Annotated in this window: 12 protein-coding genes and 1 other annotated feature; of the genes, 7 read left to right on the forward strand and 5 right to left on the reverse strand. The window is 28.6% G+C overall.

The annotated features are described in order from the left end of the window. Positions 1–50: 50 nt before the first annotated feature. Positions 51–491, reverse strand: coding sequence for a GNAT family N-acetyltransferase (locus KGF46_RS02300; RefSeq protein WP_227827375.1), 441 nt, complete (start codon positions 489–491; stop codon positions 51–53). A gap of 180 nt (positions 492–671) precedes the next feature. Between KGF46_RS02300 and KGF46_RS02305 the strand changes: the two genes are divergently transcribed. Both KGF46_RS02305 and tyrS read left to right on the forward strand, forming a co-directional pair. Beyond that, positions 672–1,640, forward strand: a complete 969-nt coding sequence (locus KGF46_RS02305; protein ID WP_227827376.1) for a DUF2232 domain-containing protein — start codon at positions 672–674, stop codon at positions 1,638–1,640. Between the two features lie 151 nt (positions 1,641–1,791). After that, positions 1,792–2,044: a binding site (T-box leader), on the forward strand. 71 nt (positions 2,045–2,115) lie between these two features. Beyond that, a complete protein-coding gene (gene tyrS / locus KGF46_RS02310) occupies positions 2,116–3,324 on the forward strand; it encodes a tyrosine--tRNA ligase (protein WP_227827377.1) in 1,209 nt (402 codons plus the stop codon). A gap of 61 nt (positions 3,325–3,385) precedes the next feature. Here the strand turns inward: tyrS and KGF46_RS02315 are convergent, their stop codons facing one another. Next, complete coding sequence (locus KGF46_RS02315; protein ID WP_227827378.1) at positions 3,386–4,267, reverse strand: polysaccharide deacetylase family protein; 882 nt, start codon at positions 4,265–4,267, stop codon at positions 3,386–3,388. 370 nt (positions 4,268–4,637) lie between these two features. On the opposite strand from KGF46_RS02315, the gene KGF46_RS02320 reads away from it, so the two are divergent. The 5 genes from KGF46_RS02320 to KGF46_RS20255 all read left to right on the forward strand — a co-directional run bounded on the left by KGF46_RS02320 (position 4,638) and on the right by KGF46_RS20255 (position 9,942). Continuing rightward, positions 4,638–5,582: a DMT family transporter gene (locus KGF46_RS02320; RefSeq protein ID WP_227850653.1), complete on the forward strand. Its 945-nt coding sequence runs from the start codon at positions 4,638–4,640 to the stop codon at positions 5,580–5,582. A 224-nt stretch (positions 5,583–5,806) separates the two neighbouring features. Further along, positions 5,807–6,352: an NADH peroxidase gene (locus KGF46_RS02325; protein ID WP_003420048.1), complete on the forward strand. Its 546-nt coding sequence runs from the start codon at positions 5,807–5,809 to the stop codon at positions 6,350–6,352. A 100-nt stretch (positions 6,353–6,452) separates the two neighbouring features. After that, positions 6,453–7,601: a DUF362 domain-containing protein gene (locus KGF46_RS02330; protein WP_227827380.1), complete on the forward strand. Its 1,149-nt coding sequence runs from the start codon at positions 6,453–6,455 to the stop codon at positions 7,599–7,601. A gap of 52 nt (positions 7,602–7,653) precedes the next feature. Continuing rightward, positions 7,654–8,919 carry a dihydroorotase gene (locus KGF46_RS02335; RefSeq protein WP_227827381.1) on the forward strand — a complete coding sequence of 422 codons (1,266 nt, stop codon included), beginning with the start codon at positions 7,654–7,656 and terminating at the stop codon, positions 8,917–8,919. 27 nt (positions 8,920–8,946) lie between these two features. Next, entirely contained in the window at positions 8,947–9,942 is a 996-nt protein-coding gene (locus tag KGF46_RS20255) for a GNAT family N-acetyltransferase (RefSeq protein ID WP_227850654.1), read from the forward strand. A 201-nt stretch (positions 9,943–10,143) separates the two neighbouring features. Here KGF46_RS20255 and KGF46_RS02345 read toward each other — a convergent pair whose 3' ends face one another. Genes KGF46_RS02345 through KGF46_RS02355 form a run of 3 tightly spaced genes read right to left on the reverse strand, consistent with a single transcriptional unit; the run spans position 10,144 to position 13,296 of the window. Beyond that, on the reverse strand, positions 10,144–11,379 hold the full coding sequence (locus KGF46_RS02345; protein WP_227850655.1) for an ABC transporter permease: 1,236 nt from the start codon (positions 11,377–11,379) through the stop codon (positions 10,144–10,146). A gap of 2 nt (positions 11,380–11,381) precedes the next feature. Then, a complete protein-coding gene (locus KGF46_RS02350) occupies positions 11,382–12,056 on the reverse strand; it encodes an ABC transporter ATP-binding protein (RefSeq protein ID WP_227827384.1) in 675 nt (224 codons plus the stop codon). Positions 12,057–12,063: 7 nt separating this feature from the next. Continuing rightward, complete coding sequence (locus KGF46_RS02355) at positions 12,064–13,296, reverse strand: efflux RND transporter periplasmic adaptor subunit (RefSeq protein ID WP_227850656.1); 1,233 nt, start codon at positions 13,294–13,296, stop codon at positions 12,064–12,066. Between the last annotated feature and the right edge of the window lie 55 nt (positions 13,297–13,351).

Here is a 13,351-nt window from a genome sequence, read left to right on the forward strand (position 1 = left end):
ATATTTAATTTATGATTTAATTATATATTAACAATGTTAGCTTGTCAACACTATAATCTCATTTTAATATGTTCAATACCTGCTTCATCATATACTTCTGAAATTTCTTTAAAACCACAAGATAAGTAAAGATTTTTTATGTAAGCTTGTGCTGATAAGGTTATGTTATTTTCATGCAAATTAACTTTTACAAAGTCTATAGCACAGTCCATCATTTGCTTTGATAGCCCTTTTTTTCTATGAGTAGAAAGAACTAAAACCCTACCAATAGAAACATCATTATAAGAACTATATTCTTTAGGAATTATTCTGGCATAAGCACAAATCAATTCATTGTCTTCTAAAAATATATGATAAGAGTTTTTGTCTATATCATCGTAATCATTTAATGAAAATATTTTTTGTTCACACGCAAATACTTCATATCTTGATTTGGCTATTTCGTAAAATTCATTTAAACTCAAATCATTAAAGTGTTTTATTTTAAACATAATAATTACCTCCTAAGTATATTAAAAACTTAATATTAAGATATATTATACCATTTTATAATTTTTAACAGAAATACTTTTATTAAAATATGTATGTGTTAAAAATATTTTAAAAAAGTGTTATACTGTATTAAAAATAAAATATTAGTTAGAAAAATTATAGTTTGTGGAGGAGTTGTTTTGGATACTACTAAAAAATTAACTGAAGCGGCTTTATTGTCGTCTTTATTTATAGTAATAACAATTATAGCTGTAGGTACTGGATTTGGATATGCCATTTATTTAGATTTTATAGTGCCAATATTTTTTTGTATAATATGTTTAAAGTGTGATTTAAAGTATACTGTTTTATCTGGAATTACATCACTTTTAATAATTTCCTTGGTGCTTGGAAATTTGGGAACTGCTATTTGGGCAAGTCAGAGTGTATTACTTGGTATAATATGTGGTTGTTTGATAACTAAATCATCAACAGTTATGGATGATTTAGTATATGGTTCAATGCTTGGAGTCATTATAATGGTTTTTATTGATATATATGCTTCAGCACTAATAGGATACAGTTTTATGAGCGAATTTCAGGGATACAGCAAATTGATTTATTTTCATGGATATACAGATTTTATTTATTACTTAATGATAGCACTATTTCCTTTTGGAATGGTTTTTTGTATATATATTTTAAGTTTAGTTATAGGACATAAATTACATATTTTAAGTTCTAATTCTTTAAAAAAGTTTTTAGTATTTAAAAATTTTAGACTTTTAAATCAATTTTTATGTTGTTCAAAGAAAGTTTTTTATATGTGTGTCTTTTATTTAACTATCTTTGAAATTACAAATATATTGAATATTAAAACTGAGTTAGTTTATTTAAAAACAAGTTTTATATCAATTGGGTATTTGTGTACGTATTTTGTCATTAGAGATTCTTGTATGTCACTGCAAAATTTTATAATAACTAAATTTAGAAAAGTAGCATATGCTAGAATTTCTTTCTTGATAGTAGTTATATCTTTATTTCTAATGTTTAAGATAACTGTTATTGGATTAATAATTATAAATGCATTTTTAAATAAGAAAATGAATGTAAGATTGACTCAAATTAATATTGTCAACAAACAAATAAATATTTTAATTGAAAAATAAACTTTATGCATTGGTAAAAAATATAAAAAAATAGTATAATGTAAAAAAACATGTATATAATAATAAAAAAGGTTGACAAAATGTAAAAATAATAATATATTATGAGTAAGTTAAGAAAAACTTCTTGTAATTGATGAAATAATCTGAATATATAAATGCTGTGAAGAGAAGAAGTAGAGCTGAATTTTATTTAACAGAGAGTTCCAGTTTGGTGAAATGGAATAAATTGATTTAGTTTGAATACATCTTGGAGCAATGTCTCTGAAAGATAACAACCACTAAGAGATATCGGAATAGTACACGTTATAGTATATGAGTAAATAAATTATACTCTATAGAGATTAATATCGTGAGATATTGATGAACTAAGGTGGTAACACGTAAGCAATGCTTTCGTCCTTTTAATAGGATGAGAGCTTTTTTTATTATAAAAATAAAAATCATAGATTATATAAATATTTTAGGAGGTATGAAAATGAAATCGATAGACGAGCAAATACGAATAATTATGAAAGGTGTAGACGATTTAATAGACGAAAAAGAGTTAAGAGAAAAGCTTATCAAATCAGAAAAAGAAGGAAAACCTATGATAGTAAAATTGGGGTTAGATCCAAGTGCTCCAGACATACATTTAGGTCATACAGTAGTTCTTAGAAAAATGAAACAACTACAAGACTTAGGTCATCAAATAGTAATTATAATTGGAGATTTTACAGGTAAAATTGGAGACCCAACTGGAAAATCTAAAGCTAGAAAAGCTTTAACAACAGAGCAAGTTCTTGAAAATGCAAAAACTTATGAAGAACAAATTTTTAAGGTTTTAGATAAAGAAAAAACTATTGTAAGATTTAATAGTGAATGGTTAGCTAAATTAAACTTTGAAGATGTAATAAAATTAGCTGCAACTATTACTGTTGCGAGAATGTTAGAAAGAGAAGATTTCAAGAAGAGATATGAAGGACAAATGCCAATATCAGTGCATGAATTTTTCTATCCATTGATGCAAGCATATGATTCAATAGCATTAGAAGCGGATATAGAGCTTGGTGGAACTGACCAAAGATTTAACTTATTAATGGGAAGATCATTACAAAGAGAATTTGGTATGGAATCTCAAATAGTAATAATGATGCCTTTAATAGAAGGATTAGATGGAAAAGAAAAAATGAGTAAGAGTTTAGGTAACTATATTGGAATAGATGAAGAAGCTGGAATAATGTACCAAAAATCTATGGAAATTCCTGATGAACTTATAATTAAATACTATAATTTAGTAACTGATGTTCATCCTGATGAAGTTAATAAAATTGAAACTCAGTTAAAAGATGGTTCAGTAAATCCAAGAGATATAAAAATGAATCTAGCGAGAGAAATAGTAACTTTATACCATGGAGAAGAAGCTGCTAAAGAAGCTGAGGAAAGATTTAAATCTGTATTCCAAAAAGGTCAAATACCTGAAGATATACAAACAATTCAAGTTAAACAAGAAGAATTTGATTTAATTGAAGTATTAGTTTCTAATGAGCTTGTTAAAAGTAAGAGTGAAGTTAGAAGACTAGCATCTCAAGGTGGAGTAAAAGTAAATGGTGAAAAAGTGGAAGATTTAAGTACAGTTGCTAAAGAAAGCGAACTTGTTGTTCAAATAGGAAAGAAAAAATTTGTAAAAATAGAGTTAGTAAAATAGAGTAAAATAAAAGCAAGTTTATTGATTATATAAAAGTACAATCAATGAACTTGCTTTTTTGTTATATTAAGGTTTTAAATTGGTAACCATTATCTTTAAAATATGTTATAATTTGGTCTAGTGCATTTACTGTTTCTTGCTTTCCATAAGTATCATGCATTAAAAGTACAACCATTTCTTTACCTTCAGAAGATTTCTTTGCATGTTCAAATAACTCTTGAGCATTTTTCTTTTTACCTTCTGCATCAGCATTTAGAGCATTCCAGTCGATTGATGCCATATTTTTTTCTTTTAAGTAGTTGCCCAAAGGTTCCATATTTTTCCATGACATATACCCACCTGGGCATCTAACTACATGTGATGAAAAATTCTTTCCTAGAACTTTCTTCATGGCTTCATCTGTTTTATTAAGCTCATTTACAAATGTATCAAGATTTAGGCTTCTGCCAGGATATAGTTTTTTGTAGTCATGAGAATATGAGTGATGAGCTATTGCATTTCCCTCATCAAATGTTCTTTTTAAAATTTCGTTGGCACCTTTTCTTTCAAGAGAATCTCCCTTAATAAAGAAAGTTCCTTTAACATCGTGTCTTTTTAAGATATCTAGAACTTGTGGAGTATTAGTAGTAGATGGTCCATCATCAAATGTAAGGAATACTATTTTTTCTCCATTATTTGAATAGTCGTATTTGTTAAGCTTATCCCAAACTAATTTTGCGTCATATCCATATTCTTTTGCAGCTTCTTTTTTTGCACCAATGATAGGTTCATTTTTTTCTTTTTCAATTCTTTCTTTTTCTAATTTTTCAGCTTTAAGCTTTTCTTGAGTTTCTTTAATTTCTCTTTTCTTGGACATATCCGCCCATGCCATAGAAAAAATACCAATAACTATTACGACAATTATAGTAAGTGCCATAGTTTTCTTTTTTCTTTTTTTTACCATGATTTCAACATTCCCCCTTTTTGTCGAATTGTATCAAAAATATATTATAATTATATCGAAGAAAGTAGAAAAAGTAAACCGACAAAGTTGTAACTAAAATAACTAAAGTGTAACTTATACAACATTATTTGCATAATATTAAAGTATCCTAGATACTGAAATTATCTATAAAAAAATTTAATATAAGTAAAAAAAATATAAAAAAGGTAAAAATTTATTAAAAAGGTGTTTACAAAAAATGATTAATATATTAATGTTAAATAGTGGATATAAATCTAGATTTAAAATACTGAAAAAATTTACTATAACTATATAAATTTATAGTAATGCTTATAGAAAAACTCTCTTGCTGTTTAGGGGGTTTATAATTTTGCAAAAAAATAAAAAGGAGGGGGCTTTATTGAAAAAATACTTTGGAGAAATAGGACTAATATTTATAGCAATTATATGGGGAAGTGGCTTTGTAGCAACCCAATTTGCACTAGATGGTGGGCTTACACCTCTACAAATAATAACTATAAGATTTTTCTTGGCAGCTGTAATTATGAATTTATTGTTTTTTAAACAAATTCGTGCCAATATGGGAAAGAATTTATTAAAAGCAGGAGGGCTTTTAGGAATATTTTTATTTCTAGCCTTTACAGTACAAACCATTGGACTTATGTACACTACACCATCTAAAAATGCATTTATAACAGCAGCAAATGTTGTAATAGTTCCATTCATAGGATTTATACTTTATAGAAGAAAACTTGATAAAATAGGATTAATAAGTAGTTTAGTAGCCCTTGTAGGTATAGGTATACTTTCTTTAGAGGCTGATTTATCTATTAATTTTGGAGATTTATTAACGCTTATATGTTCATTTGGATTTGCATTTCATATATTCTTTACTAGTGAATTTGCTAAAGATAACAATCCAATGGCATTAACAGCTATTCAATTTACTGTAGCATTTTTACTGTCTTTAGTAGTTCAGACATTTGCAGGACAGTTGAAAATGGAAGCTGAATTGTCTGGATATATGGGAACTATATATTTAGCTATATTTAGTACTTCAATAGGATTTTTATTCCAAACTATATGTCAAAAGAGAGTTGATGGAACTAGAACAGCCATAATACTATCTACTGAAGCTGTATTTGGAACTATATTTTCTATAATAATTCTAAAAGAAGCTATTACAGCCAAATTAGTTATTGGTAGTATATTGATATTTGGTGCAATTATAACAGCAGAAACTAAATTATCATTTTTAAAAAGTAAAAAAGTAAAACTTAAAGAGTCAAAAGATTCTTCACTAGAAAGTATTTAAAGAGACAATTGTTTCCTAATTAATCAAATAAAGTATATATTATGTAGAAATTTGACATCAAAACTTAGTTGATACCGATGTTTCAAAGTGATAAAATTAATTAGGAAATAAATTTTATTTTTAGTGTTTAAACTATAATACAGGGGGTATATATATTCTTGTAGCAAGTTATTAAACTTTAAAAATAAAAATTTAATTAATATAAAATTGGGAGGAAATTAATTATGAAAAAATTTGTTTGTACAGTATGTGGATATATACATGAAGGAGATGCTGCACCAGCACAATGTCCAGTATGTAAAGTTGGAGCTGATAAATTCGAAGAAATGAAAGGTGAAATGGTTTGGGCTGACGAACATAGAATAGGAGTAGCTCAAGGTGTGGATGCAGAAATAATCGAAGGATTAAGAGCTAACTTTACTGGTGAATGTACAGAAGTAGGAATGTATTTAGCAATGAGTAGACAAGCTGATAGAGAAGGATACCCAGAAGTAGCAGAAGCATATAAGAGAATAGCTTTTGAAGAAGCAGAACATGCTGCTAAATTTGCAGAACTTCTTGGAGAAGTTGTAGTTGCAGATACAAAAGAAAACTTAAGAGTTAGAGTTGACGCTGAATATGGTGCAACTGATGGAAAATTAAAATTAGCTAAGAGAGCTAAAGAATTAGGATTAGATGCTATACATGACACAGTACATGAAATGTGTAAAGATGAAGCTAGACATGGTAAAGCATTCTTAGGATTATTAAATAGATATTTTGGAAAATAATAATTAAAAATATAGATTAAAAGGAGAAACTTTGGTTTCTCCTTTTTTAAATTATACAAAAAATATAAACAAATCTTTGTAATAAAAGGGTGAAGATAATATGAAATCAGTATCTGTTAGAAGTTGCAAGAATTATGAGTATGAAAATGTAAGATTTTCTATTGAAAAAATTTTAGATGACATTGGAGGACTTAACAAGTTTGTAAAAAAAGGAAGTAAAGTACTTGTAAAACCAAATCTATTGATGAAAAAAAAGCCTGAAGAAGCTACAACTACCCATCCTATGGTAGTAAGGGTTGTATGTGAAAAGCTTTTAGAATTAAATTGTGACATAGTAATAGCAGATAGTCCTGGTGGACCATATAATCAAGGTTCTCTTAAAGGTATATATAAGACATCTGGAATTGAAGAGGTAGCAAATGATTTAGGTATCAAATTGAATTATGATGTTTCAGATGTTAAGATACACAGTGAAAAAGCACATGCTCTTAAATATATGGACATTATCAAACCAGTAATAGATGCTGATTATGTAATAAATCTTTGTAAATTAAAAACACATGTAATGGCAACTTTTACTGGTGGCACAAAAAACTTATATGGATGTATAGCTGGATTAAAAAAAGCAGAAATACATTATAGATTTCCTACAGAGGAATTATTTTGCGAAAATGTACTTTTAGATATTTGTGATTATGTAAATCCAACACTGACAATTATGGATGGAATCGTAGGGATGGAAGGGGATGGACCTTCAGCAGGAAATCCTAAAGAAATAGGTGTTTTATTAGCATCACAAAATCCATATGCTATAGATGTTGTTGCATGTAAGATTATAGGTTTGCTTCCAAACAAAGTTGCTACAATTAGAGGAGCTATTAAAAGAGAGTATATAAAAGAAGACTTTTCAGATATTGAGATTGTAGGAGAAGATATAAAGGATTTAATTATAAAAGATTATAAGGTACCAAATGTAAGTAAAGATTTAAGGCTATTTTCTGTAAAATTGCCAAAATTTTTAAATGAACCTATTTCAAAACTTATAACACCAAAGCCAGTGGTTAGATTTAAAGACTGCATAAAATGTGGAAAGTGCAAGGAAGCTTGTCCTGCAAATACCATAGAGATGGGGAATAAAGGTGCTCTTATAGATTTAAATAAATGTATAAGATGTTACTGTTGTCATGAACTTTGTCCTAAAAAGGCTATTGATGTCAAACGTAATTTTGTATTTAAGTATGTAAAATAATGTATAATATTATATGAGTCTATATAAATGTAAATTATAAAGGAGAAATAGTATGATTTTAATTAAAAATGGTAGAGTGATAGACCCTAAAAGTCAAAGAGATGAGAAAATAGATTTAATTATAAAAGAAAATAAAATCTATAAAATAGGTAATTTTGATGAAAATGATGAATTTGAAAAAATAATAGATGCTAGTGGGAATATAGTTGCACCAGGATTAGTAGATGTACATGTACATTTTAGAGACCCAGGATTTACATATAAAGAAGATATAGATAGTGGAGCTAAATCTGCAGCTAGAGGGGGATTTACAACAGTTATATGTATGGCAAATACTGACCCAATTGTAGATAATGAAGATACTTTTAACTATGTAAAGGAAAAAGCAAAAAATGCATGTATAAATGTTTTACAAGCAGCAGCCATAACGAAAGGTTTTGAAGGTAAAGAGTTAGTGGATATGGAAAATCTTAAAAAGGCTGGAGTTCCAGGATTTACTGATGACGGATTGCCTTTAATGGATAGCAGTTTAATTATGGAAGCAATGATTAAGGCAAAGGAGTTAGATGTACCACTTAGCTTTCATGAAGAAGACCCTTCTTTAGTTGGAAATCCTGGCGTAAATGCAGGAAAGATAGCTTCAGAGCTTGGTCTAAAAGGTGCATCAAATGTAGCAGAAGATGTAATGGTTGCTAGAGATTGTATGTTAGCACTAAAAACTGGTGCTAAGATTGATATACAACATATAAGTTCTGGTGTTTCTGTTGATATGGTTAGATTTGCAAAATATCTTGGAGCAAACGTAGTTGCAGAAGCTTCACCACATCACTTTACACTGACTGAGGAAGATGTGTTAGAGTTTGGAACAAATGCAAAAATGAATCCACCTTTAAGAACTAAGTGGGATAGAGATAAGATTATAGAAGGATTAAATGATGGCACTATTGAGATAATAGCAACAGACCATGCACCTCATAGTAAAGAAGAAAAAGACAGAGAGTTTATAAAAGCTCCAAGTGGTATTATAGGGCTTGAAACTTCGTTGTCTCTTGGAATAACAAACTTAGTATATAAAAATCATCTTAGTATGATGCAGTTAATAGAAAAAATGTCTACAAATCCTGCAAAGCTATACAATTTAAATGTTGGTTTTATAGAAGAAGGAGCAGTAGCAGATATTGTTATATTTAATCCTGAAGAAGAATGGATAGTTGAAGATTTTGTTTCTAAAGCTGACAATTCACCATTTAAAGGTAAATCTTTATATGGTAAAGTTAATTATACTATATGCAATGGAGAAGTTGTATACAACGCTTAAGATTGTGTTTTAAGGGTGGTGAATACAGTGATTGAAAGCAAAAGATTATATATTAGACAAATGAATCATAGTGATTTTAAGGAAATAAGTAAAATGTTACAAAATTCAGAAGTAATGTATGCATGGGAACATATTTTTTCTGATGAAGAAGTTACAGAATGGATTGATAAAAATATACAGAGATATAATAATGATGGATATGGATATTTTATTGTTATAGATAAGTATATAGATGATGTAGTGGGACAAATAGGTCTTATAAAGCAGGACATAGGGTTGGGAATAGGTTATATAGTAAAAAAAGAATATTGGAATCAAGGTTATGCTACAGAAGGTGCCACTATATGTATAGATTATGCTATTAGAAACTTAAATGTGGATACTTTAGTAGCAGATATCAGACCTGAAAATATAGCATCTATAAATGTGGCAAAAAGACTAGGTATGAAAAAAATATCTGAGTATGATAAGATTTATAGAGGACAAGCAATGAAACATGATGTCTACCAATTAAAAGTAACAGGATTAACTACAAAAATTGTTGAAATAGTAGATTATAATCCAAATTGGAAGTACGAGTTTGAAAAATTAAAATCTATACTAGAAAAGACTCTAGGTAATTCGATTTTGAAAATAGAACATGTTGGTAGCACATCTGTTGAAGGGCTTTCTGCAAAACCTAGATTAGATGTTGATATAATAATTGAAGACTATAGCTACTTAAATGATGTTGTCAGTAAACTAAAAAAATTAGGGTATAAACATCTAGGTAATTTAGAAGTAGAAGGAAGAGAAGCATTTTCTTATGAGACAACTAATTTCATGGAGCATAATTTATATGTATGTCCTAAAGATGGGAAAGGATATTTAGAACATATTAAATTTCGGGAGTATTTGAGACTAAATCCAGATAAGGTTAAAGAGTATTCTGACTTAAAAAAGAAGCTAGCAAAACTTTATAGGTATGATGTTAACTCTTATTGTGATAACAAAACAGATTTCATAAGAGGCATAATAGATTAGATATTAATATTAAAAATATTTAAAGCAACTAATTCATTAGTAATTGTAAAAGTAACAATAATAATTTTGAAAGTAATAATGCACTATTATATTTGATTTGAAAAAGATTAAATTCTTAATCTATCATATATAATAGTGCATTAAATATTTAAGCATATTTTAGAAAAGCAATTTAAAAATCATAACTTATTAATAGGAATACTATTTATAAATTGCCTTTATAGGGTCTAGTTTAGAGGCTTTAAAGGCTGGTATTAAACCAAATACAACTCCAGTTAATATAGTAGCTAGAATAGCATAAAGTAAGCTATTTAAGCTAGGAATTGCTTCAAATCCAATGTATTTAGAGACATAGTTAGTAGCAATAAATCCAACTATAGTTCCTAAAATTCCTCCACATACTGTTATAAAAACAGCTTCAACTAAAAATTGAAATAATATAGACCTAGGCTTTGCACCGATAGCACGTCTTATACCAATCTCTCTTTGTCTTTCCATAACTGATACATACATTATATTCATTACACCAATACCACCAACAAACATTGCAACTACAGTTATTATAGATACATATTTATTGACATTAGAATTGATACTTTCAAGATAAGCTGTTTGTTCAGTTGGGTCTGGTGTAGTATAAGAACCATTGATACCAGGGTGCATTTCATACAGTTTAGCTATAATATTGTTTGCAACTTCATTCACGTTATATCCTTTAGAACAAACTAAGTCTAACTGATAAATTTCATTGGAGTAAGAATTTTGACTCATTAGACTATCAAAAGCTTTTTTAGGTATAAGAGAAGTTACAAATTGCATATCTTGATAACCTCCCAAAAATCCTCCAGCTTGTTGTTGGTTGGAAGAATCATCCAATACTCCAATTATTTCAAATATAGTTCCATTTACATTAATACCATGGCCTAAAGCATCTTCTGGATTTTCAAAAACTTCACTTGCACTTTGCTGTGTAAGTATAATTACCTTTCTTTTTTCATCATCCAAAGAAAAATCTCTACCACAGATTAAATTTATTTTAGAATCTTTTTTTACTGGTCCAACTTCCACATAAGTCGTTTTTTTATCAAAAGATGCCTGAGAAGAATAAGTTGAATCAAGATTAAATCCATCTCTTGTAGGAGCAATTCTTTCTACTCCTTCAACAAATGATAATTCTTCTAAATCTTTTGCATTGAAAGGCTTTAAAAATATACTCATATCATCAGTAAGACCTGTGTTATCAGCTGACTCAAATGAAATAGTAGTTTTATTAGGATTAGCATTATTTACAGATTTCTTGATTTCTTTTTGAAATCCATTACCTATAGAACTAACAAGTATTACTGAAGTTATTCCTATAATAATCCAAAGTAAAGCTACAAAGACACGAAGCTTGTGCCCCTTTAAATTAGCCAAAGAATTTTTTAATAAGCCCATGATTACACCTCCGAAGTAAACACACCATCTTTAAGTCGTATGACCTTAGTTGCATACTTAGTCAAATCCTGATCATGTGTAACCATTATTATAGTCTTGCCTTGTTCATTAAGTTCTGTCAAAAGCTCCATAATTTCCCTGCTAGTTTCACTATCTAATGCTCCAGTTGGTTCATCAGCAAAGATTATTTGAGGGTCATTTGCCAAACAACGTGCAATGGCTACACGCTGTTGCTGGCCACCAGATAATTGAAGAGGTTTTTGTTTGATTTTATCTAAAAGCCCAACAGATTTTAGTTTGCTCTTAACAATTTCTTCTCTTTCAGATTTTTTTAATATTTTATTGTAAATTAGAGGTAACTCTACATTTTGATATATATTTAAAGTTTCTATTAAATTAAATTGCTGAAAAACAAAACCAATATTGACATTTCTAAAAACAGAACGCTCATTTTCACTGAGATTAGTTACATCTGTGCCATCAAATATATATCTTCCTTCGTCAAATACATCAAGAAAACCTAAGATATTAAGTAAAGTGGTTTTACCACTACCAGATTTACCCATTATCATGACAAATTCTCCAGATTCAATTTCTAAATTTAAGGATTTTAAAACATGTAATTCATCTTTCCCTACTTTGTAATATTTTTGAATATTTTCTAATTTAATTAACATATGTAAATTAATTCACATCCATATTAACTTCTTTTAATTTTTTGTCTGGAGTAGCATCTCCATTATTATTAGAGCCAGCAGTTACACTATCACCTTGAACTGGGTCTCCTTCTTTCATTTCTTTAGTAGGGTATTTTATTACTATATCACCTTGTTCAAGACCGCCTCTAACTACAGCAAAGTCATTGTTTTTACTTGCAACATCTACAATTTGTTTTTTCAAGATTCCATCTAAGTCTTTAAATACATATGAGTGTTTTTTATCCTTAAGTACACAAGATGCTGGTATTTTAAAGCTTGAGTTAGCTACTTCAAGTGATGCTTGAAGATGGAATCCATTTGTCAACCCTTCTTGGTTATCAAATGCTATGTTTATATCATAATAAGATAAAGTACTTTGTTGAGCTCCCATCTCACTATTTGGAGTAGAGGGCTTATCAGATATAAAACTTATTCTACCAGTAAGATTTTGGTCAGTTGAGAAAACTAATATATTAACCATTTGGTCAATTTTCATCTTAGGTAAATCTTGTTCACTTGCTTGTCCCTTCATATAAAACTCTAGACCTTGAATAGTCATAAATGAAGCTGGTTGGTCTGGATTTCCAGTTTGGTCATTTAAGTATACAGTACCATCAAAAGGAGCAGTAGTTCTATCATATGCTTTTTTATCTAAAGAAGCTATCTGAGAGTTTAAAGTTGTTATTTGTGCGTTTATAGAAGCTATAGCATCTCTATTTTCATCAATATTTGCAAGTGATATCTTTTGTTTTTTATATTGGCTAAGTTGTGTTTTTAGACTATCTATTTCTGCTATTATAGTTGGATTTTTAGCAGTAAAAAGAAGGTCTCCCTGATTTACCTTTTGCCCATTTGTAACATTTACATCGCTTAACTCATAATCTCCAGAAATATTAAAGTCTTTAGTTTGCTTAGGTACAACCATACCATTTATAAATATTTTTTCGTTTTCTGGAATAGTGTATGTTTCTATGAAGTTTTCATTAGCTTGTAACTCAGTGTTTTTTGAATCGACATAAGCAAGTACCCCTAAAATTAAAAGTATGATTATCACGATTCCTGCATAGATTTTAAATCTCTTGCTTTTAAAAGGATTATTTTTAAAACCTTTATTTTTAGTTTTGAAATTACTACTTCCAAAGCTAGTATTTTTAAAGCTATTACTCTTAAAGCTACTATTTCTAAATTTTTTATTTTTAAATTTTTTTAGAAAAGACATGTTTTCCTCCTTTGTATAAAAACTACTTAATATACTGGGATGTACATATAGAACC

Source organism: Clostridioides sp. ZZV14-6153 (assembly GCF_020657855.1).
In the GTDB taxonomy this organism is placed as follows: Bacteria; Bacillota; Clostridia; order Peptostreptococcales; family Peptostreptococcaceae; genus Clostridioides.